The 26,530-nt window shown below is 66.1% G+C and carries 23 protein-coding genes; 11 read left to right on the top strand and 12 right to left on the bottom strand.

The window, feature by feature from the left end:
* Positions 1 to 78: 78 nt before the first annotated feature.
* Positions 79 to 3,021: an AsmA family protein gene (locus QQZ18_RS16845; protein WP_284542111.1), complete on the top strand. Its 2,943-nt coding sequence runs from the start codon at positions 79 to 81 to the stop codon at positions 3,019 to 3,021.
* A gap of 8 nt (positions 3,022 to 3,029) precedes the next feature.
* Here the strand turns inward: QQZ18_RS16845 and QQZ18_RS16840 are convergent, their stop codons facing one another.
* From QQZ18_RS16840 to QQZ18_RS16830, 3 genes are all read right to left on the bottom strand, one after another.
* Positions 3,030 to 5,270 carry a heavy metal translocating P-type ATPase gene (locus tag QQZ18_RS16840; protein ID WP_284542110.1) on the bottom strand — a complete coding sequence of 747 codons (2,241 nt, stop codon included), beginning with the start codon at positions 5,268 to 5,270 and terminating at the stop codon, positions 3,030 to 3,032.
* Positions 5,271 to 5,360: 90 nt separating this feature from the next.
* Positions 5,361 to 6,377: a glucokinase gene (gene glk / locus QQZ18_RS16835; RefSeq protein WP_284542109.1), complete on the bottom strand. Its 1,017-nt coding sequence runs from the start codon at positions 6,375 to 6,377 to the stop codon at positions 5,361 to 5,363.
* 12 nt (positions 6,378 to 6,389) lie between these two features.
* Positions 6,390 to 6,815, bottom strand: a complete 426-nt coding sequence (locus QQZ18_RS16830) for a methylglyoxal synthase (protein ID WP_284542108.1) — start codon at positions 6,813 to 6,815, stop codon at positions 6,390 to 6,392.
* Between the two features lie 425 nt (positions 6,816 to 7,240).
* On the opposite strand from QQZ18_RS16830, the gene QQZ18_RS16825 reads away from it, so the two are divergent.
* From QQZ18_RS16825 to upp, 10 genes are all read left to right on the top strand, one after another.
* Positions 7,241 to 8,236 carry a BMP family lipoprotein gene (locus QQZ18_RS16825; protein WP_284542107.1) on the top strand — a complete coding sequence of 332 codons (996 nt, stop codon included), beginning with the start codon at positions 7,241 to 7,243 and terminating at the stop codon, positions 8,234 to 8,236.
* An 80-nt stretch (positions 8,237 to 8,316) separates the two neighbouring features.
* Entirely contained in the window at positions 8,317 to 9,840 is a 1,524-nt protein-coding gene (locus QQZ18_RS16820; RefSeq protein WP_284542106.1) for an ABC transporter ATP-binding protein, read from the top strand.
* A gap of 7 nt (positions 9,841 to 9,847) precedes the next feature.
* Positions 9,848 to 10,951, top strand: coding sequence for an ABC transporter permease (locus tag QQZ18_RS16815; RefSeq protein WP_284542105.1), 1,104 nt, complete (start codon positions 9,848 to 9,850; stop codon positions 10,949 to 10,951).
* A gap of 11 nt (positions 10,952 to 10,962) precedes the next feature.
* Positions 10,963 to 11,931 (top strand): ABC transporter permease, encoded by a 969-nt coding sequence (locus QQZ18_RS16810; protein WP_284542104.1) that lies wholly within the window; start codon positions 10,963 to 10,965, stop codon positions 11,929 to 11,931.
* A gap of 1 nt (position 11,932) precedes the next feature.
* Positions 11,933 to 12,352, top strand: coding sequence for a cytidine deaminase (gene cdd / locus QQZ18_RS16805; RefSeq protein ID WP_284542103.1), 420 nt, complete (start codon positions 11,933 to 11,935; stop codon positions 12,350 to 12,352).
* A gap of 6 nt (positions 12,353 to 12,358) precedes the next feature.
* Entirely contained in the window at positions 12,359 to 13,180 is an 822-nt protein-coding gene (locus QQZ18_RS16800; protein WP_284542102.1) for a purine-nucleoside phosphorylase, read from the top strand.
* A complete protein-coding gene (gene deoA / locus QQZ18_RS16795; RefSeq protein ID WP_284542101.1) occupies positions 13,177 to 14,493 on the top strand; it encodes a thymidine phosphorylase in 1,317 nt (438 codons plus the stop codon). Before QQZ18_RS16800 ends, deoA begins: the two co-directional genes overlap by 4 nt.
* A gap of 84 nt (positions 14,494 to 14,577) precedes the next feature.
* On the top strand, positions 14,578 to 15,795 hold the full coding sequence (locus QQZ18_RS16790) for a phosphopentomutase (RefSeq protein WP_284542100.1): 1,218 nt from the start codon (positions 14,578 to 14,580) through the stop codon (positions 15,793 to 15,795).
* A 10-nt stretch (positions 15,796 to 15,805) separates the two neighbouring features.
* A complete protein-coding gene (add, locus tag QQZ18_RS16785; RefSeq protein WP_284542099.1) occupies positions 15,806 to 16,792 on the top strand; it encodes an adenosine deaminase in 987 nt (328 codons plus the stop codon).
* A gap of 92 nt (positions 16,793 to 16,884) precedes the next feature.
* Positions 16,885 to 17,511, top strand: coding sequence for a uracil phosphoribosyltransferase (gene upp, locus QQZ18_RS16780; RefSeq protein ID WP_251729091.1), 627 nt, complete (start codon positions 16,885 to 16,887; stop codon positions 17,509 to 17,511).
* An 84-nt stretch (positions 17,512 to 17,595) separates the two neighbouring features.
* On the opposite strand, the gene QQZ18_RS16775 is transcribed toward upp, so the two are convergent.
* From QQZ18_RS16775 to QQZ18_RS16735, 9 genes are all read right to left on the bottom strand, one after another.
* Positions 17,596 to 18,570, bottom strand: coding sequence for a type II secretion system F family protein (locus tag QQZ18_RS16775; protein ID WP_446728673.1), 975 nt, complete (start codon positions 18,568 to 18,570; stop codon positions 17,596 to 17,598).
* 6 nt (positions 18,571 to 18,576) lie between these two features.
* Positions 18,577 to 19,575 (bottom strand): type II secretion system F family protein, encoded by a 999-nt coding sequence (locus QQZ18_RS16770; RefSeq protein WP_284542097.1) that lies wholly within the window; start codon positions 19,573 to 19,575, stop codon positions 18,577 to 18,579.
* 29 nt (positions 19,576 to 19,604) lie between these two features.
* The gene (locus QQZ18_RS16765; RefSeq protein ID WP_284542096.1) at positions 19,605 to 21,071 is read right to left on the bottom strand and encodes a CpaF family protein; all 1,467 of its coding nucleotides are present in this window, start codon (positions 21,069 to 21,071) and stop codon (positions 19,605 to 19,607) included.
* A gap of 23 nt (positions 21,072 to 21,094) precedes the next feature.
* Positions 21,095 to 22,354, bottom strand: a complete 1,260-nt coding sequence (locus QQZ18_RS16760; RefSeq protein ID WP_284542094.1) for an AAA family ATPase — start codon at positions 22,352 to 22,354, stop codon at positions 21,095 to 21,097.
* A 12-nt stretch (positions 22,355 to 22,366) separates the two neighbouring features.
* The gene (locus tag QQZ18_RS16755) at positions 22,367 to 23,077 is read right to left on the bottom strand and encodes a CpaD family pilus assembly protein (RefSeq protein WP_284542093.1); all 711 of its coding nucleotides are present in this window, start codon (positions 23,075 to 23,077) and stop codon (positions 22,367 to 22,369) included.
* Positions 23,078 to 23,099: 22 nt separating this feature from the next.
* Positions 23,100 to 24,485 (bottom strand): type II and III secretion system protein family protein, encoded by a 1,386-nt coding sequence (locus QQZ18_RS16750; RefSeq protein WP_284542092.1) that lies wholly within the window; start codon positions 24,483 to 24,485, stop codon positions 23,100 to 23,102.
* Positions 24,486 to 24,526: 41 nt separating this feature from the next.
* Positions 24,527 to 25,321: a Flp pilus assembly protein CpaB gene (gene cpaB, locus QQZ18_RS16745; protein ID WP_284542091.1), complete on the bottom strand. Its 795-nt coding sequence runs from the start codon at positions 25,319 to 25,321 to the stop codon at positions 24,527 to 24,529.
* 146 nt (positions 25,322 to 25,467) lie between these two features.
* Complete coding sequence (locus QQZ18_RS16740; protein WP_284542090.1) at positions 25,468 to 25,980, bottom strand: A24 family peptidase; 513 nt, start codon at positions 25,978 to 25,980, stop codon at positions 25,468 to 25,470.
* A 179-nt stretch (positions 25,981 to 26,159) separates the two neighbouring features.
* Positions 26,160 to 26,342 carry a Flp family type IVb pilin gene (locus tag QQZ18_RS16735; protein WP_284542089.1) on the bottom strand — a complete coding sequence of 61 codons (183 nt, stop codon included), beginning with the start codon at positions 26,340 to 26,342 and terminating at the stop codon, positions 26,160 to 26,162.
* Positions 26,343 to 26,530 lie beyond the last annotated feature (188 nt).

The following is a 26,530-nucleotide window of genomic DNA, read 5'->3' as shown; positions in this document are numbered from 1 at the left end:
ACTGGTATTGTATAAACTTGCACCTGCTTGCGGAGGGGCGTGGTGCGTGCCGGACAGGCGTTGGGGGATCGGGGAGGTATGGTTCGCATCATCACGGCCTTGTCGGGGCTGGTGTTGGTCGTCCTGGCGGTGCGCCTGGCGATGGTGCCGCTATTTCCGCTCGACAAGTTCGTGGAGCCGGCGATCTCCGCATTCGAGGCGGACACCGGCACGGAGGTCAGGATCGGTAGGGCCGATCTGGAACTGCTGCCGACGCCGCGCGTCGTGGCCTTCGATGTCGGAATCGAGTTGCCCGAAGGCGTCGGCACCGTACATGCGGACCGCCTTCTGTTAGCCCTCAATCCGCTGCCTTTCCTGTCCGGTTCGGCCGAACTGAACGGCGTGACGGTCGAACGACCGGTCCTGCGCCTTTCGCTCGGGGGAGGCGATCTCGATCCGGCCAAGGCAATCGGTGCGTTGGCCGGTCTTGCCGGCAGGGCTACCGCCCGACATTTCCAGGCCGTGGACGGACGGCTTGTCCTCTCGGTCGCCGGCACGGAAGCCACTCTTGACGGGGTAACGACGTCGGCCACCCGTACGGGCGACGCCGATCGCCTTTCCTTCAAGGCAGCGCTGAGCGGCACTCCGGTGTCGTTGACGGTTGAGGCCGGACCGGGAGGCGCCACACGGGCTCAGTTCGCTTCACCGGCGGTGAGCCTCGATCTCGACGGTGGGCTGGCCGGTGGCGCCTTCGCCGGTCGTCTCGATCTTTCGGTCCCGGACGCCGCCGCACTCGGCGGTCCATCGGGATCGGTGCAGCTCAAGGGCGCCATTACGCTGTCCTCCGGCCGAGCCGAGATGGTCGATGCCACGACCGATATCCTTGGAAGCACAGGCCGGCTGTCCGCCGCGCTCGACCTTGTCGCGCCACGTGCTTCCGTCGACCTCCATGCCGAGTTCGGGCGGCTGCCGGCCGGCTCGCTGGCAACCCTGGCGGCGCTCGCCACCCGGATGGGGTTCGATCCGATCAACGGCGCGGCGCCCTTCGATGCCGGCCTCGACCTCAAGCTCGCCGAAGTCGATCTTCCCAACGGCAGCATTCGCAAGCTTCGCGTCACGGTCGTCGACCGAGGCGGGCGCTTCGGCGCGCGGGTCGACGGGACGGCGGGCGAGGGCATGATATCCGGCCGCTTCGATCTCGTTCCCGGCGACGACGGCCGGCGGCTGGGCGCCTCCTTCGTCGCCAAGAAGGTTGCGGTGGGCGATGTCGCGGCGCTTGCCGGTCTTGCTTCGCCGCTGACCGGTCGTGTCGACGCCGATCTCCGACTGTCGGCTCATGGCCGCTCGGCCGAGGAGCTGGCGGCGACGCTCGCCATCGATGGGGCCGGTCAGCTTCGCGATGGCTATCTCGAACTGTTGCCGCTCGCCGGTCAGGTCGCGCTGCCGGCATTGAGCGACGTGTCGGCAGATCTGTCGCTGACCGGCCTCGACAAACCGGCGCGGCTCACTGGACAGGCGAAAGCGCCGTCGGGTCTCGTCACGTTCGAAGCGGCGGCGACGCCACGCCGGTTGATCGAGGGTGGCGCGGCGCCGGTCGTGGCCGGATTCGATGGACCCGTTCTGTCCGCCGACTTCGACGGCGAGGTCGATCCCGCGTCCCTCACGGCGAACGGCAGCCTGACGTTGACGAGCCGGCGGTTTCCGGTTCTGGTCGGCGTCGCCGATCTGCCATCGATGGCCTCTCTGGATGGCCGGCTCGAAGCCGGTGTCGGCCATCTGGCGTTGGCCGATGCGCGCCTGATGCTCGGGGACAGCGCCTTCGGAGGGGTGCTGGATTTCGCCTCCTCAGGCGATCGCGGCCGGCTCACTGGGCGCCTCAGCGGCGATACGATCGATATCGCCGCGCTGGCCGGCGCGGTTGCCAATAGCCTGTCCGGAACCGGTCGGCCGCTTGCCGTCGATGCGGATTTGCGCATCGAGGCGGGGGGCATCGTGGCCGGTCCGGTGGCGGCTGCAGCCGGCCCGGTCGACCTGCGCCTTGATGGCAAGGGCGCCGAGATCGGGCTGCCGAGGCTGTCGCTGGGCGGCGGCAGCGGTGCGGCGACGCTGACGGTCAGGGCAGGCGACAAGCCGGCCTTCGTGCTCAAGGGAAACCTGGAAGGCGGGCGCCTGGCCAGCCTCGCGCCGATCATCGGTACGGCCACCGACGGCGAGTTCCGTCTCGCGGCGGATATCGCCGCCGAGGGTCGAACACGGGACGCTCTTTTCAAGTCGGCCACCGGAAGCGCCGACTTTTCGGTTGCGCGCGGCGTCCTCGATGGCGTCGATCCCGTCGCGCTGCTCGGCCGGCTGGCCCGGGCGGTGCAGCGTGGCTTCGGTTCGGACGCGGGACGCGTAGGTTTCGATGTCCTGTCCGGGCGACTGAAACTCGCCAAGGGGATCGCAACGAGCGACGATCTCGCCTTCGCCGCAGGCGATCTCCAGGTATCGGGTTCGGGCAGTCTTCGTCTTGCCAATGGCGTCCTGGATCTGCGTCTCAAGCCGAAACTCAAGGGCTATGCCGAGTTCGAGGCGCTGGTGGCCATCGTCGGTCCGCTTGCCGAGCCTCGCCTTTATCCCGATCTGCCTGGGCTGCTTGCCGATCCGGCGTGGGGCTATGGGCGCCTCGCGACCATGGGCGGCGGCTTTGCCCATCTGGTCGGGGGCGACCAGGCGCCTCCGAAGCTCGAAGCCGTCAAGCCGGACGCCATGACGTCGATGATCGACCAACTCGCCGAGCCGGCCAAGCCGGCGGAGGCTCCGCCCGTTGTGACCGCGCCTCTGGCGATCGCCGCGCCGCTGCCCCTGGCGCGGCCGGCCAGCCTGAAGCCCGTGCCGCAACAAGAGAAGGTGGCGCCCCGGACGCCTCTGCTTGCCGGCGGGCCGCTCGATCTCGGAGCGCTCGGGAGGCCGGGGGATGGCCTGATACCGAGTGGGGGGGCGCCGGCCGGCGCTCCGGTCTCTTCCTGCCGGCCGGGCCGTGACGGCCGCTGTATTCCCTGACGATGGCGTCAGCGTTTCGTCGACCCGACCGGTGGCAGCTTCGGCGTCCATTGCGTCAGCAGGCCGGCATTGGTCACCACCGAGACGGAGCTCATGGCCATGGCAGCTCCCGCCAGCGCTGGCGTCAGCAGACCGAAGGCGGCGAGCGGAATGCCGATGACATTGTATATGAAGGCCCAGAACAGGTTCTGGCGGATCTTCAGCGATGTCGCGGCGGCGATGTCGAGGGCGGCGGCAACGAGGCGTGGATCGGGGCGCATCAGCGTGATGCCGGCCGTCTCCATGGCGACATCGGTGCCCGAACCCATGGCGATGCCGACATCGGCGGCGGCGAGGGCCGGCGCGTCGTTGACGCCGTCGCCGACCATGGCGAGGCGCCCGCCCGCGGCACGCAGCCCCTCCACCTCGGCGGCCTTGGCCTCGGGCAGAACGTCGGCGCGCCAGTCGTCGAGACCCGCGGCACCGGCAATGGCGCGCGCAGCGGGCGCGCGATCTCCGGTCAGCAGAAGCGTGCGAATGCCTCGCCGACGCAACTCATCGATGGCGGCTGGCGCTTCCGGGCGCAGGGCGTCGGCATAGCCGAAGAGACCGATGGCCCGCCCGTTCTCGGCGACGTAGGCCAGGGTCATTTCCGGCTGGAGGCGGCCGAGCCCGGCTTTGTCGATGTCGGTGTGGTCGATGCCATGCTCGCTCATCAGGGCGGCGGTTCCGATCAGCACGTCGGCGCCGTCGACGCGCCCCACCAGTCCCTTGCCGGGAACGGCCTTCACGTCTTCGGCGGCGCTTGGCGCTACACCTTCCGCGGCGGCGCGGGCCAGCGTGGCACGGGCCAGCGGATGCTCCGAACCGCCTTGGACCGCCGCCGACAATGCCAGCAGCTGGGCTGGCTCGACACCTTGAGCCGTGACGACCTCCAGAAGCTCTGGATGGCCGACGGTGAGCGTGCCGGTCTTGTCGAACACCACCGCGCCGATGTGCGCGGCGCGCTCGAGAACCTCGATGTCCTTGATGAGGATGCCGGCGCGGGCGGCAGCGCCGGTTCCGGCGACCAGCGCGGTCGGCGTCGCGAGGCCGAGGGCGCAGGGGCAGGCGATGACCAGCACCGCGACGGCGGCGGCGAGAGCCTGTTCGAGGCCGCCGCCCAAGGCGAGCCAGAGCACGAAGGCGATCGCCGCGACGGCGACCACGGTCGGTACGAAGACGGCGGCGATGCGGTCGACGAGGCGTTGCACGGGTGCCTTCCCCGATTGGGCGCTCTCGACGAGGCGGGTGATGCGGCCGAGCGTCGACTCCTCGCCGACGGCGCCGACCTCGACCGTGACGGCGCCCTCGCCATTGACGGCGCCGGTCACCACCGGCTCGCCCGTCTGCCGGCGCACGGGCAGGCTCTCGCCGGTGATCACAGCCTCGTCGAAATGACTCTCGCCGTTGAGAATGGTGCCGTCGACCGGCACGCGCTCGCCGGGCCGGACCAGCACGCGGTCGCCCGGCAAGAGGCCAGTCACGGGCACGACGGTCTGGCTGCCGTCCTCGGCAAGCTTCGTCGCCGTTTCCGGCCGAAGCGCCATAAGAGACCGCACGGCGCGGGTGGTGGAGGCCTTGGCGCGCTCTTCCAGGAACTTCCCGAGAAGAACGAGCGTCAGCACGATGGCCGATGCCTCGAAATAGAGATGCTCCTCCACCATGTGGTGGACGGTCGCCATCATGTAGACCGAGAAGCCCCAGGCGGCCGTGGTGCCGAGCGATACCAGAACGTCCATGTTGGCGCCGCCGCCGCGGAGCGCATTCCAGGCACCACGGTAGAAGCGGCGGCCGGCCAGGACCTGAACCGCCGTGGCGAGCGCGAGCTGGACATAGGTCGGCAGGACATGGCCGAAGCCGGCCATCATCGCCACCATGGCGACGATGAAGGGCAGGGTCAGCAGAGCGCAAACCACAAGCAGCCAGCCGGTAAGGCGGCGGGTGCCGGCGGCCTCGACCTCGCGCGCTTCGCGCTCGGCGCGGGCGATGACGGGGTCGTCGGATCTCAGCGTTGCCGAGAAACCGGCTCCGTCGACAGCGGCAACGACGGCTTCAGGAGTGACCGAAGCCTCCACCGCGACGTCGGCACGCTCGAGGGCCAGATTGACGCGCGCATCGAGAATGCCGGGCGTCTTCTTCAGCACGCGCTCGAGGCGGGCCGAACAGGCCGCGCAGGTCATGCCTCGAATATCGAATGAGCGGACGGAGTTTCCGGCGGTTTCGGTCATGTCACACCTCTGCCGACCCTATAGCAGACGATGGCCGCCGGTCGCGTCCCTCCGATTCACTTTGTCGTTTCCGCTCGCCCGAGGCGCCACTCAGCCGCGCCAGTGCCGTCCGTCGAGACGAAGGCCGAAGGTGTTCGGGCGACGGGCGAAATCGACGAGGCCGGCCAGTGCCGGGCGGTCGTGGACGATGATCGCCGTCGGCAGCGATGCCATCAGCCCCTGGTGCGGATACTTGTCCTCGAAGGCGGCGCGGAAGCCGCCCTGCTGCAACACCTTGACGATGCGCGGTGCGATGCCGCCCGCCAGGTAGACGCCGCCATGGGCGAGGAAGGTCAGGGCAAGGTTGCCGGCGATGCGGCCGAGGTGCTCGGCGAACAGCGCCACCGTTTCGACGGCGAGCGGGTCGCCGGCCTCGGCTGCGGCGGTGACGGCGGCCGGCGTATCGCAGGCGGCAAACGACTTGCCGGCGGCGGCGACGGCCCGGTAGAGGCGCAGCAGGCCGGAGCCACAGATGATGGTCTCGCCGGTGACGCGGCCGCCGGCCCGCTCGATGTGCGGCCAGATGTCGTAGTCGCGGGCCGTCACCGGGGCGAGGTCGATGTGCCCGCCCTCGCCGGGAACCGGCACCCAAAGGCCGGCGGCGTCGACGAGACCGGCTGCGCCGAGGCCGGTACCGGGGCCGATCACCACCTTGGTGCCGCGCTCCGGCGGCAGGGCGCCACCGACGGCGACCAGATCCATCGGCTTGAGGCCGGGCAGGCACAGGCCGAGCGCTTCGAAATCGTTGAACAGGATGACGTGCTCAAGCCTGAAGCGCTCGACGAGACGCTTCGGGGTAACGACCCATGGGCAGTTGGTCAGCTGCGTGCTTTCCTCGCCGATCGGTCCGGCCAGCGCGAATACCAGCGATTTCGGGACCGGGGCACCGGCGTCGATCACCGCGCTCTGGATCGCGTCCTCGACGGTCGGGAACAGCCGCGTCTCGACGGTGTCGAAATGGCGGATGTCGCCCTCGGCATCCACAAGGAGGGCGAAGCGGGCGTTGGTGCCGCCGATGTCGGCGAACAGGACCGGAAAGGTGACGACGCTGGAAACGCTCTGGGACATCGTGATCTTCGCTCAGTCGGAGGAAACGGGGGAGAGGTGGGCGAAATCGTCGGCGCGGATCAACAGCTCCGCCGTTGCGCGGTTGAGGGCCATCGGAATGTCATAGACGACCGACAGGCGGGTGAGCGCCTTGACGTCGACGTCGTGCGGCATGGGCGACAGCGGATCGATGAAGAAGATGAGGCCGCTGAGCCGCTCCTCGGCGATCATGGCGCCGATCTGCTGGTCGCCACCGAGCGGACCGCTCTTCAGGCGGGTCACGTCGAGGGTCGGGCAGGCTTCGAGGATGCGGCCGCCGGTGGTGCCGGTGGCGAACAGGCGGAACTCGGAGAGCCGCCGCTCATGGGCGCGGGCGAAGGCGACCATTGCGTCCTTCCTGGCGTCGTGGGCGACGAGCGCAATGGCCGGGGCGATGGCGGTTGCGATGGGCGCGGTCATCGTGTCCTTCGGGTGCAGCAGGGAACTCGCTGGGCACGCTCTTAGCGCCTTTCCCCCTGAAACGGTATTGGTTTTGCGCCTCGCTCCTCGGAAATTTCGGCTGCCGGGGAGATGTTATCCGACTATTCTAAGGGCAAATACGTAAAGTTGGTATGGATGGTCGGCCCGCCGCGCCGGCTCGGGACGACCGGCGTCGCCACCAAAGCGGCGCGATCCCGCCTTTGCTGGCGCGTGAACCGGCACTCTCTGCCTCCCCCGAAAGCGTTGTGCATCAATATTGTCCATTTGGTCAAAAACAGAAGAAAGACGATGCAAACGCGTAGAAAGCATGCTTAGGTATGCGCCACTCGGGGGAGGGGCATATAGGGATTTCCTCCGCCGACCAGCCCGAACGGGGGCTCCTTCCAAAAGGGGTGAGGAACACGATGATCAACAAACTGATCGGCGCTACCTTTGTCGCAGCCATGATGGCGAGCACCGCTATGGCCGCTGACGTCAAGCCGGCGCTTGTCTATGGCACCGGCGGCAAGTTCGACAAGTCCTTCAACGAGGCGTCATATGCCGGCGCCGAGAAGTTCAAGGCCGAGACCGGTATCGAATACCGCGACTTCGAACCGACCGGCGATACCCAGGGCGAGCAGGCGATCCGCAATTTCGCCTCCAAGGGCTTCAACCCGATCGTAGCCGTCTCCTTCGCCTGGACTTCGGCCATCGAGAAGGTGGCAACCGAGTTCCCCGACACCAAGTTTGTCATCGTCGACGCCGTCGTCGACAAGCCGAACGTCCGTTCGGTTGTCTACAAGGAAGAGGAAGGCTCCTACCTCGTCGGTACGGTTGCCGGCCTGTTCTCGAAGACCGGCAAGGTCGGCTTCGTCGGCGGCATGGACATTCCCCTGATCCGCAAGTTCGAATGCGGCTACGACCAGGGCGCTCGTGCGGCCAAGGCCGGTAACGAGGTGTTCCAGAACTACGTCGGCACCACCGGCGCCGCCTGGAGCGACCCGGTGCGCGCCGGCGAGCTCACCAAGGGCCAGATCGACCAGGGCGCGGACGTCATCTACGCGGCGGCCGGCGCCTCCGGTATCGGCGTACTGCAGACGGCTGCCGACCAGGGCAAGTTCTCGATCGGCGTCGACAGCAACCAGAACTACCTGCATCCGGGTTCGGTGCTGACCTCGATGGTCAAGCGCGTCGACCTCGCGGTCTACAATGCCTTCGCCGATGCCAAGTCCGACAAGTTCACGGCCGGCGTGCAGGCGCTGGGCATCAAGGAAGACGGCGTCTCCTGGGCCTATGACGACAACAACAAGCCTCTGATCACGCCGGAAATCCTGGCGGCGGTCGAGAAGGCCAAGGCCGATATCGTCTCCGGCGCGGTCAAGGTGCACGACTACATGTCGGACAACTCCTGCCCGAAGTGATCTCACCGTCATGAGGGCGCAAGGCATGGCCGATTTTCGGGCGTGCCTTGCGCCTTTTTCGTATCCGGAGCCGTCAAGCCGTGAGCTCAACACCGACCGCAGCGCCCGCCATCGAACTGATCGGCATCGACAAGAAGTTTGGCGCCGTTCACGCCAACAAGAACATCAACCTTACCGTCGCCAAGGGCTCGATCCACGGCATCATCGGCGAAAATGGTGCCGGCAAGTCGACGCTGATGTCGATTCTCTACGGTTTTTACCATGCCGACGGCGGATCGATCCGCATCAACGGCAAGGACACCGTCATCCATGACAGCCAGGCGGCCATTACCGCCGGCATCGGCATGGTCCACCAGCACTTCATGCTGGTCGAGAATTTCTCCGTGCTCGAAAATGTCATTCTCGGCGTCGAGGGAGGAGCGTTGCTCGGCCGCGGCGTGTCCGAGGCACGGTCGGCACTGAAGCGCCTCGAAGCCGACTACGGGCTTGAGGTCGATCCCGACGCCATCATCGAAGAGCTGCCGGTCGGCCTGCAGCAGCGTGTCGAGATCCTGAAGGCGCTCTATCGCGGCGCCGAGATCCTGATCCTGGACGAACCCACCGGCGTACTGACGCCGGCCGAGGCCGACCACCTGTTCAAGATCCTCGGCGTGCTGCGCGACCAGGGCAAGACCATCGTTCTGATCACCCACAAGCTCCGCGAGATCATGGCGATCACCGATACGGTGTCGGTGATGCGGCGCGGCGAGATGGTGGCGACCCGCAAGACCCTAGAGACGACGGTGGAAGAACTGGCCGAGCTGATGGTCGGCCGCCGCGTTCTGCTGCGCGTCGAGAAGGGGCCGGCGGCGCCGAGCGACGTCGTGCTGTCGGTCCGAAACCTCACCGTCAAGGATGGCCGTGGCGTCACCATGGTCGACAACGTCTCCTTCGATGTGAGGGCGGGCGAAGTGGTCGGCATCGCCGGTGTCGCCGGCAACGGCCAATCGGAACTCCTGGAAGCGATCACCGGCATCCGCAAGCCGGCCTCCGGCGAGATTCTGATGCATGGCCAGCCGGTGACGGGGTTCGACTCGGCCCGCCTCAGGCAGCTCGGTCTCGGCCACATTCCCGAGGACAGGCACCACATGGGCCTCGTGCTGGGGTTCGAGGAAAGCGAGAATTCGATCCTCGGCTACCATCGAGACGCCCGCTACGGCCGAGGCCCGATGCTCGACCTCGACGCCTGCCGCGACGACGCCAAGGCCAAGATCGAGAAATACGACATTCGGCCGCCCAACTGCCGGCTGAAGACCGCCAATTTCTCCGGCGGCAACCAGCAGAAGATCGTCGTCGCCCGCGAGATCGAGCGCGATCCGGCACTTCTGGTGGTGGGGCAGCCGACGCGCGGCGTCGATATCGGCGCCATCGAGTTCATCCATCGCCGGCTGATCGCCATGCGCGACGCCGGCAAGGCGGTGCTCCTGGTGTCGGTGGAACTCGACGAGATCCGTTCGCTTTCTGACCGCATTCTCGTGATGTTCGCCGGCCACGTGGTTGGCGAGAAGACGCCGGATACCGGCGAACAGACACTCGGCCTGATGATGGCCGGCATTGCCGCGTGAGGCCGAGATGAGCACCGCGTCCGTTCCGCTTCCCAATTGGATCACCTACGGCCTGATGCCGTTCCTCAACCTTGTGGTCGCCTTCCTGATTTCCGGCGCCGTCGTCTGGTTCATCGGCGAAAGCCCGCTCGATGCCGTGACGCTGCTGCTGCAGGGCGCGCTCGGCAATGGCGAGGGCATAGGCTTCACGCTTTATTACGCCACCAACTTCATCTTCACCGGTCTGTCGGTGGCAGTCGCCTACCACGCCGGCCTGTTCAACATCGGCTCGGAAGGTCAGGCCTATGTCGGCGGCCTCGGCGCGGCACTCGCCTCGCTCGCTCTCGACCATTACGTGCCCTGGTACGTGACGATGCCCTTCGCGGTGGTGGGCGCTGCGATCTTCGGCGCCGCCTGGGCGCTGATCCCGGCCTGGCTGCAGGCCAAGCGGGGCAGCCACATCGTCATCACCACCATCATGTTCAACTTCATCGGCGCGGCGATGATGGTCTATCTGCTCGTGCACGTGCTCATCGTGCCGGGCAAGATGGCGCCGGAAACCCGCGTTTTCCTCGAAGGCGGCCAGTTGCCCAAGCTTGACTGGCTGATCGCCATGTTCGGTGGAAAGCTCGGCGCGGCGCCGTTCAACGCGTCGTTCCTGATCGCGCTCTTCATGTGCTTCGCGGTCTGGATGCTGATCTGGCGGACCAAGCTCGGCTATGAGATCCGCACCCTCGGCGCCAGTCCGACGGCCGCCGTCTACGCCGGCATTCCCTATGTGAAGACGGTGATCATCACCATGCTGATCTCCGGCGGTCTCGCCGGCATGATGGCGCTCAACCCGGTGCTCGGTGCTTCGGCCCGCCTGCAGGTGGAGTTCGTCGGCGGCGCCGGCTTCGTCGGCATCGCCGTGTCGCTGATGGGACGCAGCCACCCGATCGGCATCGTGCTCGCCGCCATCCTGTTCGGCGTGCTCTATCAGGGCGGCGACGCCCTGTCCTTCGACATGCCGAAGATCACTCGCGACATGATCGTCGTCATCCAGGGTCTGGTGATCCTGTTCGCCGGCGCCCTCGAATACCTCTTCCGCCCGGCCATCGTCCGGGTCTGGCAGCGGTTCGGCAAGGCCTGAGGAGGAGATCCATGGAAAACCTCGACCTCATCTCGATCCTCGGCTCGACCATTCGTTTGTCGATTCCGCTGATCTTCACCGCACTGGCGGGTCTGTTCACCGAACGGGCCGGCGTGTTCGACATCGGTCTCGAAGGCAAGATGCTGTTTTCGGCTTTCGCCGCCGCCGTCGCCGCCTTCATGACCGGTTCGCCCTGGCTCGGCCTGCTCTCCGGCATAACCGTGTCGGTGCTGATCTCGCTGATCCACGGCTTCGCCTCGATCACCAATCGCGGCAACCAGATCGTCTCGGGCGTCGCCATCAACTTCCTGGCCTCCGGCCTGACTGCGGTGCTGGGGCAGGCCTGGTTCAGCCAGGGAGGCCGCACGCCACCGCTCGCCGCCTCGGCGCGGTTTACCGAGATCATCTTCCCCTATGCCGCCGAGCTCCGGGACACCGGCTTTCTCGGCCGCTTCTATGCCAACGTCATCTCGGGTCACAACATCCTGACCTATCTTGCCTTCATCGCCGTGCCGGCGTCCTGGTGGGTGCTCTATCGCACCCGCTTCGGCCTGCGTCTCCGCGCTGTGGGCGAAAATCCGGGTGCGGTCGACACCGCCGGCATCTCGGTCACCTGGTTGCGCTACCGCGCGACGATCTGCGCCGGCATCCTCTGCGGCTGCGCCGGCAGCTATCTCGCCATCGCCCAGTCGGCCGGCTTCGTGAAGGACATGTCGGCCGGCAAGGGTTACATCGCGCTCGCCGCGCTGATCTTCGCCAAGTGGCGGCCGGTTCCGGTGATGCTGGCCTGCCTGCTGTTCGGCTTCCTCGATGCCTTTGCCAACTTCATGCAGGGCAAGGACGTGCCGGGCATCGGCGAGGTGCCGGTGCAGATCTTCCAGGCACTGCCCTACGTGCTGACCTGCGTGCTGCTCGCCGGCTTCATCGGTGTGGCCCGGCCGCCGAAGGCCGGTGGCGTGCCCTACGTCAAGGAGCGTTGAGATGGCCGATTTCGACACGCTGTTCGCGGCGGCAAGCGCCGCTCGGGCCAAGGCGCATGCGCCCTATTCCAACTATGCCGTCGGCGCGGCGCTGCTTGCCGACGATGGCAACATCTATGCCGGCTGCAACGTGGAGAACGCCGCCTTCCCCGAGGGTTGGTGTGCCGAGACGACGGCCATCGGCCATCTGGTGATGGGCGGTGCCAAGCGCATCGTCCGCGCCGTGGTGGTGGCGAGCCGCATCGACGGCGAACGCGTCCCGGGCGGTCGCTTCTGCACGCCCTGCGGCGGCTGCCGCCAGCGCCTTTCGGAGTTTGCGGCCTCGCCGTCCATCGAGATCTGGGCCGCCGACCCCGACGGCGCCAGCCAGCGTTTCACCATGGCCGAGCTGTTGCCGGCCGGTTTCGTTCTGGAGGAGTGAACGAACATGTCCGAGATTTCCAACGCTGCCCGCGCGGCGGCGATGATCGCCGCCAAGACGGATCTGAAGCCGGTCGTCGGCATGGTGCTCGGCTCCGGTCTCGGCTCGTTCGCCGATAGCGTCGAGGATGCGGTCCGCTTCTCCTTCGCCGATCTGCCGGGCTTTCCGGTGTCCACCGTCTCCAGCCACAAGGGCGAGCTGGTCATCGGCCGCATCGCCGGTCAGCCGGTGGCGGTGCTGTCCGGCCGCGCTCACTATTACGAGCACGGCGAGGCGGCGATCATGAAGACGCCGATCGAGGTGCTGAAGCTGATCGGCTGCAAGGCGGTGATCCTGACCAATGCTGCCGGTGGCCTGCACCTTGAGGTCGGCCCGGGCGAACTGATGCTGATCACCGACCACATCAACTTCACCGGCTCCAACCCCCTGGTCGGCGAGCTCGGCGACGATCGTTTCGTCGGCATGTCGCAGGCCTACGATCTTCGCCTGCAGGCGCTGTTCCGCGAGGCCGCCGCCGCCGAGGGCATCACGCTGCATTCCGGCGTCTACGTCTGGTTCACCGGCCCGTCCTTCGAGACGCCGGCCGAGATCCGCGCCGCCAAGATTCTGGGTGGCGACGCCGTCGGCATGTCGACGGTGCCGGAGGTGATCCTCGCCCGTTACATGGGGCTGGAAGTCGCCGCCGTATCCACCGTCACCAACCCCGCCGCCGGGCTCACCGATCAGGAGCTCAGCCACGAGGAGGTGAAGGAAGCCGCGCCGAAGGGAGCCGACAAGCTCCGCCGCATGCTGCCGCGCGTCATCGCAGCCTATGGAGCATCCGCATGAGCTTCCTGCCGCAGGAAATCATCCGCCGCAAGCGCGATGGCGCCGTGCTCAGCCGTGAAGAGATCGCCTTCATGGTCCAGGGATTGACGGCTGGCTCAGTCACCGAGGGACAGGTGGCGGCCTTCGCCATGGCGACCTTCTTCCGTGGCATGACCACCGAAGAGCGGGTGGCGCTGACGCTCGCCATGCGCGATTCGGGCACCGTGCTCGACTGGTCCGACCTACCGGGTCCGGCACTCGACAAGCACTCGACCGGCGGTATCGGCGACACCGTGTCGCTGATGCTGGCGCCGGCCATCGCGGCCTGCGGCGGTTATGTGCCGATGATCTCCGGTCGCGGTCTCGGGCATACCGGCGGCACGCTCGACAAGCTCGATGCGGTGCCCGGCTACAGGACGCAGCCGGACAATGCGCTGTTCCGCAAGGTGGTGCGCGAGGTCGGTTGCGCCGTCATCGGCCAGACCGCCGATCTCGCACCGGCCGACAAGCGGGTCTATGCCATCCGCGACGTGACCGGCACGGTGGAGAGCATCGATCTCATCACCGCGTCGATCCTCTCGAAGAAACTCGCCGCCGGGCTTCACGGCCTGGTGCTCGACGTCAAGACCGGTACCGGCGCCTTCATGGCGACGCTCGATGACTCGCGCGCCCTGGCCGAAAGCTTGGTCAGCGTGGCCAACGGTGCCGGCCTGCCGACCGTCGGCCTCATCACCGACATGAACGAGCCGCTCGGCACGGCCGCCGGCAACGCGCTGGAGGTTCAACTCGCCGTCGACTTCCTGACCGGCAAGCGCATCGATCCCCGCATGTGGGACGTGACGGTGGAACTGTCGGCGGAAATGCTGGTGATCGGCGGCCTTCGTCCCGACCTCGCGGAAGCGCGGGTGGCGATCGAGGAAGCGTTCACCTCGGGACGGGCGGCAGAAATCTTCGGCAGCATGATCAGCGCGCTCGGCGGTCCGATCGATTTCGTCACCAAGGCCGACAGCTACCTTGCCAAGGCGCCGGTGGTGAAGCCGGTCCATGCGCCGGAAGCCGGCACCATCGCTGCCGTCGATGCGCGAGCGATCGGCGTTGCCGTCGTCGGGCTCGGCGGTGGCCGTACCCGGCCGCAGGATGCCATCGATCCGTCCGTCGGCTTCTCGTCGCTTGCCGGTCTCGGCGAGGACGTCGGTCCCGACCGGCCGCTCGGATTCGTGCATGCGGCGAACGATGCCGCGGCCGACGCCGCCTCGGCGGCGCTGATTGCCGCTTATCGGCTCGGCGACCGGCCGGAGCGTGGACCGTCGGTGATCGAGCGGGTCGAGGGATAGCCCTTCCCCGGGGCGGTTGCGGACGGCGCCGCCCCAGGACTGACTGATGAGGATGAGGCGCCGCTCGGGCGCCGGGGAGGACATATGAAGCGGGCCATCATCATCGTGCTCGATAGCTTCGGCATCGGCGGTGCGCCGGATGCCGCCCGTTTCGGCGACGAGGGCGCCGATACGCTTGGCCATATCGCCGCCGAATGCGCGGCGGGGCGGGGCGATCAGGATGGCCTGCGGTCAGGGCCGCTTTCTCTTCCCAATCTCGAACGGCTTGGCCTTGGGCTTGCCGCCGAACTTGCCACGGGTCGGAAGCCGGCCGGTTTCGTCCGGACCGCTGCCGAGGGGCGCTATGCCGCACCGGCCGAAGTGTCGAGCGGCAAGGACACGCCGTCCGGCCATTGGGAGATTGCCGGCGTGCCTGTGCCCTTCGAGTGGGGCTATTTCCCGCCGGAGCCGCCGAGCTTCCCGGCCGAACTCATCGATGCCTATGTGCGCGAGACCGGCGTGCCGGGCATCCTCGGCAATTGCCACGCGTCCGGTACGGCGATCATCGACCGTTTCGGCGAGGAGCACATCCGCACCGGCAAGCCGATCGTCTACACCTCGGCCGACTCGGTGTTGCAGATCGCCGCCCACGAGACGCATTTCGGCCTTGCCAAGCTGCTGGCCGACTGCGAGATCGCCCGCAAGCTGGTCGATCGTTACCGCGTCGGGCGGGTCATCGCTCGTCCCTTCGTCGGCGAAAGCCGGGAGACCTTCAAACGGACCAGTAACCGGCGTGACTACGCCGTGCCGCCGCCGGAGCCCACGCTGCTCACCCGCGTAGAAGCGGCTGGCGGCAAGGTCTATGGCATCGGCAAGATCGGCGACATCTTCGCCCATCAGAACATCACCATCACCCGCAAGGGCAAGTCCAACGACGGCAACCTCGATCTCGGCATCGCCGCGCTCGGTGAGGCCGGCGCCGGCGATCTCGTCTTCGTCAACCTTGTCGACTTCGACACCGAATACGGACATCGGCGCGATGTTGCCGGCTATGCCGCCTGCCTCGAAGCCTTCGACCGGCGGCTGCCGGAGGTGGAGGCGGCGATGGGCGAGGGCGACATGCTGTTGATCACCGCCGATCATGGTTGCGATCCGACCTGGCGCGGCAGCGACCATACGCGCGAACGCGTGCCGGCGCTGTTCGCCGGCCAGGGTGTGCTGCCCGGTTCGGCCGGACGGCCGGACACTTTCGCCGACATGGCCGAAACCCTTGCTGCGTGGCTTGGCCTTGCGCCCGGCCTGCATGGCCGCTCACTGCTCTGAAAGACGATCCATGACCGAACCGACCGCCGTGCCTTCGGTGCCGAAGGCCGAACTTCACGTACATCTCGAGGCCGGTGCCGCGCCCGAGCTCGTTCGCCGCAACGCCGCTCGCTATGGAGTGGACGTGTCTCGCCTGTTCGACGACGAAGGACGCTATCTCTGGACCGATTTCTCGGCCTTCCTCGTTGCCTACGATCTCGCCGCCTCGGTGTTCCGCACGCCGGAAGATTTCGCCGAGATCGCCGAGGTCTACCAGCGGCAGGCCGCTGCCGCTGGATCGATCTACACCGAGTTCTTCGTGTCGCCGGATTTCGGCGAACGCTCCGGCCTCGGCTACCGTGCGTACCTCGACGGCATCGTCGAGGGGCTGCGCCGGGCCGAAGCGGCAACCGGCATCGTCGGGCGGGTGATCCCGCTCGTTGAGCGTCACTACGGGCCCGAGCGAGGTGTTGAGGCGGCACGGGCTGCAGTGAACAACCTGGTGCCGGAGGTCGTGGGCTTCGGCATGGCCGGCGAAGAGCGCCTCCATGCGCCGCATGAGTTCGCCGCCGCATTCCAGATCGCTTCCGAGGCAGGGTTGGCGCTCACATGCCATGCCGGCGAGTGGTGCTCCTGGGAAGGGGTGGCGGCGACGATCGACGCCATTCCGGTGAAGCGAATCGGCCATGGCGTGCGCGCCGTCGAGAATGCCGACCTCGTTCGCCGCATTGCCGAGGAGGGCATCCACCTCGAGGTGTGCCCGGTGTCCAACGTCACCCTCGGCGTCTACGAAAGCTACGATCGCCATCCGTTGCGGGCGCTCAGGGCGGCGGGCGTGCGCCACTCGCTCAACACCGACGATCCGCCGTTTTTCTGGACGTCGGTCGGCCACGAATATGGCGTGGCGCGCGACGTCTTCGGCCTGACCGAGGCGGAGCTGACCGCGGTGACGCGTGTCGCGATCGAGGATGCCTTCTGCGACGATGCAACCAAGGCGCGGCTTTTCGCCCGGCTGTAAGCGGAATTCTGGTGGAGATCGGGGAAAATGCCGGTTTCGGAGGCGGCTTCAAGTCTCTATGGTCGCCAAAACCCAAAGCCCGCGAGGAACCAATGAGCGTCAAGGTCATCGATCATCCGCTGGTGCAGCACAAGCTCACCATCATGCGCAAGCAGGAAACCTCGACAGCGAGCTTCCGGCGGCTGTTGCGCGAGATCTCGACTCTGCTCTGCTACGAAGTCACGCGCGATCTGGCGTTGACCGAGGTGGAAATCGAGACGCCGCTCCAGACGATGGTGGCGCCGACGCTTGAAGGCAAGAAGCTGGTGTTCGCCTCGGTGCTGCGCGCCGGCAACGGTTTACTGGAAGGCATGCTCGATCTCGTGCCGGCGGCTCGCGTGTCGCACATCGGCATCTACCGCGACCATGAGACGCTGCAGCCCGTCGAGTATTACTTCAAGGCGCCGGCCGATCTGTCCGACCGTCTCACCATCGTGGTCGACCCGATGCTGGCCACCGGCAATTCGTCGATCGCCGCCGTCGACAAGCTGAAGGAACGCGGCGCCCGCGACATTCGCTTCGTCTGCCTTCTCGCAGCTCCCGAGGGCATCAAGAACTTCACCGATGCCCACCCGGACGTGCCGGTGTTCACGGCGGCGATCGACAGCCACCTCAACGAGAAGGGCTACATCGTGCCCGGTCTCGGCGATGCCGGCGATCGCATGTACGGCACCAAGTAAGCGTCGCACAGGTCAGGACAAGAAAGAGCCCCGGCGGTCTGAACTGACCGCGCCGGGGCTTTTTCGTTTGCGAAGGCACCGCCTCTACAGCGAGCTGATCTTGATGATGGCCGGCGCCATGATGACGGCGAACAGCACCGGCAGGAAGAAGACGATCATCGGCACGGTCAGCTTGGGCGGCAGTGCCGCCGCCTTCTTTTCCGCCTCGTTCATCCGCATGTCGCGGTTTTCCTGGCTGAGGACGCGCAGAGTCTGGCCGAGCGGCGTGCCGTAGCGCTCGGACTGGATGAGCGCGAGGCAAACCGCCTTGACGCCGTCGAGGCCGGTCCGGTTGGCTAGATTTTCGTAGGCCTGCCGGCGATCGGGCAGGAAGGACAGTTCGGCCGTGGTCAGGCTGAGCTCCTCGGCCAGCGCCAGCGACTGGCTGCCGATTTCCTCGGAGACGCGGCGGAAGGCGTGCTCGATCGACATGCCGCTTTCGACGCAGATCAGCAGAAGATCGAGGGAGTCCGGGAAGGCGCGCTTGATCGACTGCTGGCGCTTCTGCAGGGCGTTGGAGACGAAGATGATCGGCAGATAGAAGCCGACGTAGGCGATGACCAGGCAGATGCCGAGCTTGAAGGGCAGGGGGCGATCGATCTTCAGGATGACGAAAACATAGAAGATCGCCAGGATCAGAAAGCCGAAAGGCAGCACGAAACGGGCGAACAGGAAGGTCGTGGTGGCTGCCTCGCTGCGGAAGCCCGCCTGCTTCAGCTTCTCTTCGCCCTTCTCGTCGAGCAAGGCCTTCCTGAGCGACAGCCGTTCGACAAGACTGCGCATGTAGACCCTGGATTCCTTGCTGCGCAGTGAGCCGCGCCCTTCCTCGGCAAGGCGGGCGCGCTCGCGCTGGCGGATCTTTTCGCGTTCGTCGGCCACCGCGCGCATGCGCGCCGGCAGCCGGTCGCTCGACAGGAGCGGCAAGGCAAGGCTGACGATGGTGGCGAAGATGGCGAGCGAGACCAGAATGGCCATCAAGGCCACCGGATCGCGCAGGGTTTCGACGAGCGCGCCCATGATGACCTCTCAGAAATCGAAGGCGATCATGCGCTTCATGACGAAGACGCCGATCAGCATCCAGAGGAGGGAAATGCCGAGGACGATTTGCCCGATCGGCGTGACGAACAGAACCAAGATGTAGTCGGGGCTCGTCAGGTAGACGAGGACGGTGACGATGACGGGAAGCGAACCGATGATGCCGGCCGACGACTTGGCCTCCATGCTCATGGCCTGGATCTTGGCGCGCATCTTCTTGCGCTCGCGCAGCACCTTGGCGAGGTTGCCGAGCGCTTCGGAGAGGTTGCCACCGGCCTTCGATTGGATGGACAGCACGATGCCGAAGAAGTTGGTCTCCGGCAGCGGAACGCGTTCGTACATGCGGGTTACCGCCTCGTCGATCGGCATGCCGAGCTGCATCGCCTCGATGACCAGACGGAACTCGCTCTTAAGCGGTTCCTTGGCCTCGCTGGCGATCATCCTGAGGCAGTCGTTGAGCGGCAGACCGGCCTTGACCCCTCGGACGATCACCTCGACCGCGTTGGCGAGCTCGTCGATGAAAGCGGCGTGGCGGCGCTTGCGGATGAAGTCGACCAGAAAGCGCGGCAGACCGACGACTCCAACGAAGCCGGCGCCCAGCACCAGAAGGATCGGCAGGCCGACGATGAAACAGATCACCATTATGAAAAGGCCCGTCAGGGCGCTGTAGATATAGAAACGGGTGATGGAAAGGTTGAGTCCGGCCTGTTCGAGCCGCAGCTGCATCGGTGGGTTGGTGGACTTCGACGCCTTGTGCTTCTGCTTGATCTCAAGATCCTTCAGCGTCTCCTGAACGTTGCGGCGGCGAGCGCTCGGGGTGGTGGTCGCCTTGGAACGCTCGACATCGACCGATGGCGCCGCCACCAGCGTCCGCCGCCGCTCCGTCGACGCCTGTCGCTGGATCCGACCGTAGAGGAAGCCGTAGAGCAGGGCGGCGATCGAAAAGCCGACGAGGCCCATCATCGCAATGACGCGGATGTCGATCTCCATGCTCTCTCTCCCATGTTGCTGCCGGTTGATCAGCCGTAGGCGCCGGTCGGCGCCTGCGCTTCGGAAGCGTCGAGGGCGGCGGCGAGCCGCCGTTCCTCGCCGTAGTAGCGGGCACGATCCCAGAACCGCGGACGGCCGATCCCGGTGGACCGGTGCCGGCCGATCAGCCGGCCGTCGGCCTCTTCGCCGACGATATCGTAGACAAACAGATCCTGGGTGATGACGACGTCGCCCTCGAGACCCATCACCTCGGTGATGTGGGTGATGCGACGCGAGCCGTCCCTGAGGCGCGCCGCCTGGATGATGACGTCGATCGATGTGACGATCATCTCGCGCACCGTCTTGGACGGCAGTGTGTACCCTCCCATGGAGATCATCGATTCGATGCGGGAGATCGCTTCGCGCGGCGTGTTGGCGTGCAGCGTGCCCATCGAGCCGTCGTGGCCGGTGTTCATCGCCTGCAGGAGGTCGAAGGCCTCGGGTCCACGAACTTCGCCGACGATGATCCGCTCGGGACGCATGCGCAGGCAGTTCTTCACGAGGTCGCGCATGGTCACCTGCCCCTCACCCTCAAGGTTGGGTGGGCGCGTTTCAAGGCGGACGACATGCGGCTGCTGCAGTTGCAGTTCGGCGGCGTCTTCGCAGGTGATGATGCGTTCGGTCGGCTCGATGTAGGCGGTGAGGCAGTTGAGCAATGTCGTCTTGCCCGAGCCGGTACCGCCTGAAATCAGCACGTTGCAGCGGCAGCGACCGATGATCTCGAGAATGGTGGCGCCTTCGGGCGTGATCGAGCCGAACTTGACGAGCTGCGGCAGCGTCAGCTTGTCCTTCTTGAACTTGCGGATGGTCAGCGTCGGACCGTCGATGGCGAGCGGCGGGGCGATGACGTTGACGCGGCTGCCGTCGGGAAGGCGAGCGTCGCAGATGGGCGAGGCTTCGTCGACGCGACGGCCGATCTGGCTGACGATGCGCTGACAGATGTTCATCAGCTGCACGTTGTCGCGGAACCGCACGCCGGTCTTGACCATCTTGCCGGCCACTTCGATGAAGGTGGCGTTGGCCCCGTTGACCATGATGTCGGCGATGTCGTCGCGCGCCAGGAGCGGCTCGAGCGGACCGTAGCCGAGCACGTCGTTGCAGATGTCGTCGAGCAGTTCTTCCTGCTCGGAGATCGACATCACCACGGCCTTCAGCGAGATGATGTCGCCGACGATGTCGCGGATTTCCTCGCGCGCCGTCTCGACGTCGAGCTTGGCGAGCTGACTGAGATCGATGGTCTCGATCAGCGCCGAGAAGATCGAGGACTTGGTGTCGTAGTAGGTATCGGACTTGCGGCGTTCCTGCATCTCCGGCGCCGGAGGCGGCGCGGAGCGGACGGGGGCAGGCGCCGGCTTGGCCGCGGACGCGACGACGGGTGCCGTCTCGACGGCCCGCGTTGCCGGAGCCGCCGGTTTCTCCAGTGCCGTACCGAAAGAGCCACGCTTGCCAAAGGACATTGAACCTCTCCGCGTCCTGACCGTCAGCGCGCCCTGAGGAGCGGCAGGCGGGCGAGCAGGGGAATGAGCGCCGATTTGCGGCCGCCGCGCACGGTGGTGCGCCCGGTGAGCCGCGCGGCGAGCGTTTCGAAGATCTGGGCGATCGGCGATCGGGCATTGATCTCCGAAATCATCTGGCCGTTGTTGGTGGCCGTGCCGAACAGGGCGGCATCGAAGGGGATGATGGCCGCGGGATCGAGTTGCAGGGCCTTCTGAAAGTCGGCCGGCTTGATTTCCGGACGTTTCGGCAATCCCACCTGATTGATGACGAGACGTGGCGCTTCGTCGTTGGGGCGGGCGATCTTCAGTTGGTCGATGAGATTCTTGGCGTTCCTGAGCGAGGCGAGATCGGGCATGGCGGTGATCACCACCTCGTCGGCGGCGCCGAGCAAACGGCGGGCCCAGGCCGTCCAGACGTGCGGCAGATCGAGGATCACTGCCGGCGCGCTGACGCGGGCAGCGTCGAGGATCGCCTCGAAGGCCATTTCGTCGTGATCGAAGGAGCGGTCGAGCGTCGCCGGCGCGGCAAGCAGACTCAGATTGTCGGCGCACTTGGCCAGAAGACGGTCGAGGAAGACGTCGTCGACCCGTTCGCCGGCAGCAAGCGCATCGGCCAGCGTTTGCGTGGGTTCCTGGTTGAAGTCGAGGCTCGCGGTGCCGAACGGCAGGTCGAGGTCGGCCAGAACGACACCCCCGTCGAAGTTTCGCGATAGGGCGAAGGCCACGTTGTGGGCGACGGTGGAGGAGCCGGCGCCGCCGCGCGCACCGACGAAGGCGATGGTCCGTCCCACCGGCTTCACGTCCGGCGCGAGATAGATCTCGCCGATCTCGCGGATGACGTCATAAAGGTCGAACGGCGCGACCATGTATTCCGACACGCCGCGGCGCATCAGGTCTCGATAGAGCGCGACGTCGTTGTGGTGGCCGATCAGCACCACCTTGGTGCCGGCATCGCAGACGGTGGCTAGCTGATCGACCTGCTCAAGCACCTGCTCGTGCCGCTCGCGCGTCTCCACGAACAGAAGATTGGGCGTCGGCGCGGCGGTGTAGAAGTCGAGTGCGGCTGCGACGCCGCCCTGATGGACCTTGACGTGTGCCTTGGCCATGCGGCGGTCGGCGGCCGCCTGTTCCAGCACGTCGGCGATTTCCGGCGTTTCGCAGAACGCCTGGATGGCGATGCGCGGCACGGGCTTCAGCCCATCGGCATTGGAAGATGTGGGAACGAGCGGGTCGTCGGTGGTCATGTCCGTCGATTCCTAGAACGTCGAAGTCGGGTAGGTAGCCGACGGGCTCGATCCCTTGGCTGCCTTCTGCAACATGTCCCAGCGCTGCCAGCCGCGCACCGGCGTTTCGGCTCGGGGCATCAGGAGGTCGTTCGGATTTTCCACCATGGCCGCAAGATTGGCCTGGGTGGAGCAACCGAACTCGGCGCCGTCGTCCCCCTTCTGATTGTCGGGCATGATGCCTGCCGTCCAGCGGCCACAGGGCGGGCTGACCGCCTTGATGCGGGTGAAGCCGAGCCGGATTGGCGCGGGAACGCGCGCATCGGCGACGGCATAGGTTTGTGCTCTCATGTAGGCGGGCGCCACGCCCGACTGCTTGAGCACTGTCCGGATCTGGCGCGCGAGATAATCGGCCGCGGCCTGGTTGATCGACCCGGCCGGCGTCATCACGACCACCGGCCCGGTGGCGTTTCGTGCCGCGTCGGCGCCGAAGTCGGCAACGACTGCCCGGAGTTCGGGGGAAAGACCGCCAGTGCCGGTACCGACGGGAATGTCCAGTGTCTGCGGCGCCTCGGTAACGGCGATCGGGTAGGCGCTCCGGTAACCGTCGGTGGGCAAGCCATCCGTCAGCGCCTGACCCTTCTGGTTGCAGGCGGCCAGCGCGAGCGCCAGGACGATCACCGCCGGCCTGACGGACCGGCGCAAGAGCGTTTCACGGCTGATAAGGGGATTCATCGCCTGCATGGCACTCCTCCGATGCGCCGGCTCATTCATAGGAGAAGCCGTAGCGGCCCTGGTAGGAACCGGAAGCGGCGCCGTTGACGCGGTAGATGCGATTGATCTGGTTCAGGAAATAGCTCTGGGCATCGGCCTGGAAGTTGAGGTTCTGGTCGGGCCGGGTGATCGCGGAAGGGGCGACCGGCTTCACGAGATAGGGCGTCACGAAGACCACCAGCTCGGTCTGCTGGCGCTGATAGGCGTCGCTCTTGAACAGTGCGCCGAGAATCGGCAGGTCGGACAGGCCTGGCGTTCCGTTGATCGTCTTGGAAATGTTGTCGCGCAGAAGACCGCCGATGGCGATGGCGCCGCCCGACGGAACTTCGACCGTGGTCTCGGCGCCGCGTTTCTTGAGCGCGGGCACGCTGGAACTGAGCGAGGTGTCGATGTCGCTCACCTCGGTGTTGATGTTGAGGCTGATGCGCCCCGAACTCAGAACAACCGGCGTGAACTTCAGGATAACGCCGTATTCCTTGAAGTTGACGGTGTTGCCGTTGTCGCTGATGATCGTGTAGGGGATCTCGCCTCCCACCACCACCTTGGCCGGCTGGCCGGAGATGGCAGTGACGTTCGGCTCGGCCAGCGTCCGCACCACGCCCTGCGTCTTCAGGGCGTTGATCATCATGGCGAAGTTGTCCGTGCCGATGTTGACCGCCGAGCTGGCGGCGCCGTCGGCTATTCCGAACAGCTTGGTGGACTTGGCCGACAGCCCCGCCAGATTGTAGGCAAGATTGTTGGGCGAGCTCGCTGCGGCGACGGCGCCCACCGTGCCGGCCATGTCGATGCCAAGCTTCCTGACGGTGTTCTTTTCCACTTCGGCGATGACGACGCGAAGATTGACCTGATCGGAACCGGAGACGTTGATCGAGTTGACGATCTTGTCGGGCGAGCCGATGAACTTGGCCGCGATGTTGGCGGCCGTCGCCGCCGCTTCCGGAGAGGTGACGGTGCCCGACAGCACCAGCGAGTCGCCGAGCGACTGCGCCTTGATATGCGAGTCGGGAATGACCTGGGCGAGCGTGTTCTCGAGGCCGACGGTATCGCGGCCGATTACCAGCTCGAAATGGGCGATCTGACGGTTGCCGTCGCCGAACAGGAAGACGTTGGCCTCGCCGACGCTCATGCCGATCAGGTAGATCTTCCGGTTGTTGCGCACGACCGCGTCCGCCACCGTCGGATTGGAAACCAGAACGTCACGGATGTCCTCCGGCAGGTCGATCACCATCGACTTGTTGAGGCCGAGATTGACGACCCGCCCCTCGATCTCGCTCACCGAACGGATGGAGGCGGGATCGGCGGCCTGGGCCGGCATGCTGGCGAGGCCGGCGGCAAGGAGGCCCGCGAGAGGAAATATCAGCGCTAGGCAGCGGTTCATGACCGGGGTTCCTGAAGTTGCGGTCGGTCGGGGCTTTCGGATCATGGCGCTTGCTGGGCCGTGACGCGGGAGACGACGCCGAATTTCACCACGGCGATGCCGGTCGGCTTGCGTTGGCGCGAGGCGGGCTGGTTGGCATCGACAAGAGGGCGCAGCGCCAGCGAGATCGAGCCGATCTGCTGAGCCTGGGTGACGAGTTCGGTCTGGTCGGGCGTGAGCTCCAGCGTTGCCGTGTTCTGCGCGACCATCGACGGCTGCTTGTCGTCGCCGGTCTGCTGCACCGACTGGTCGATGGCCAGCACCCTCACGTCGGTAAGGATGGTCTCGGCCACCGCCTCGTTGGCGTCCTTCTGGCGCACCAGCAGGATGTCGACGCGATCTTCCGGCAGAATGAAGCCGCCGGCCGTCGAGGCGGCGTTGACGCGGACCGCTACCGCGCGCATTCCCTCGGGCAGGACGGCGGAAAGGAAGCCTCGATCGGACCGCACCAGCTTGGCCTTGCGGATCGGTTCGCCGGCCAGGATGGGGCTGCGCGCCAGCATGCCCTTGAGGTCGGTGACGGCGTCGGGCTCGCCCGATCGCTGGATGTAGCCCTCGTTCAGCCCGTCCTTGGGCCAGGGCTTCCAGGTGAGGCTGTCGGCATCCACACCCTTGCCGATGCCGATATCCTTGGCGGCGACGAGAACGTCCTCAAGGGCCATCGGAGGTTCGGCCGGCTGGACCGCCACTTCCTGCGGCACAACGGCGTCGCGGGTCCCGATCCGGGTCGCGATGAGGCCGGCGCCGGCGGCGGCGGCACCAGCGACAAGCAGGATGACCAGTTGGATCGGGCGCATGATGTTGCCTCGTGACACAGGACGACGAACGGTTCACTCGACGTCCAAGTACACGGGGTAACGTTGAATTTATGGTTAATGAGGTGTTTGAAATCGTCTCAGTTTGTTTCGACCGTTCAGGAATCGTCAGCAATTGGCGTCTGGCGTCACTTCGCTGCGAAGACCGCGAACCAAGGGGTGTCGGGGAAAACCATCAGCGCGGCGGCGGCGATCGCCACGCCATAGGGAATGCCGGCGCCCTTTTCGTGCAGGCGCGAAGCCGGCATCCAGCCGAGCAGGAAGCCGGGCAACGGCATCGAGCGAAAGCCCAATATCACGAGCGACAGTGCGCCGCCGAACAGGGCGGTCAGGATCAGGAAAGGTAGAGCCTGTTCAATGCCCACCCAGAGCGCGATGGCCGAGGCGAGCTTGGCGTCGCCGCCACCGAGGTAGCCGAAGGCGAAGAGCGCGAATGTGGCGACCAGAAGCCCGAGGCCGGCGAGCAGATGGAACCCTATGGCCGGAAGCGGCAGGCCGCTCAGCAGCGCCAGCGCGAGAAAGGCGATCGCAAGCGCGGCAGGAAACCGATTGGGGATTTGCATGGTGAGGAGGTCGTAACAAGCGGCGACCGTGACCACGATGGGAAAGATGGCACTGAGGAGGGTGGCGATGATATGCAAGGCGGCTTGTCTCCGGGTGCCTTTCGGAAGAAGGGGAACAAGCAAGACTAGCCAAACAGGGTAAATGGCGCCTGAACGATGGCCGATACCTCTCCAGAATCGAAAGGGGAGGCCGTCCTGGCCTCCCCTTTGGGATCATAATCTCAGCACGTCAGCTGTGATCGCTGAACACGAGCGCCTTAGGACGCCTTGGCAGCAGGCTTGATCTGCTCGGAGATCGAGTTGAACGTCGCGCTGATGTTGCCGCCGAGGGTGGTGGCCGCGGTGATGATGGCAACGGCGATCAGCGAGGCGATCAGGCCATATTCGATGGCGGTGGCGCCGGACTCATCATTGAGGAAACGCGAAACGAGAGCCTTCATTTGAGGTACTCCTAAGCTCACATATCTGACAGCACAGGTTCGATGGTCTATTTTCGCCTGACCCGTCTGAACCGCCGTCAATCTAGACCGTGAGCTGTTTCCAGCGAGTTAAGGTGATCGTAGAAACTCGCCCCTATCTGCGGAAGTCGCTGGATGGTTAAAGTTAACTGAACCGCCGGGCAAAAAAC

It is taken from the genome of Pleomorphomonas sp. T1.2MG-36, from assembly GCF_950100655.1.
Taxonomy (GTDB): Bacteria; Pseudomonadota; Alphaproteobacteria; order Rhizobiales; family Pleomorphomonadaceae; genus Pleomorphomonas.
This window is presented reverse-complemented; position numbering and strand designations above follow the sequence as displayed.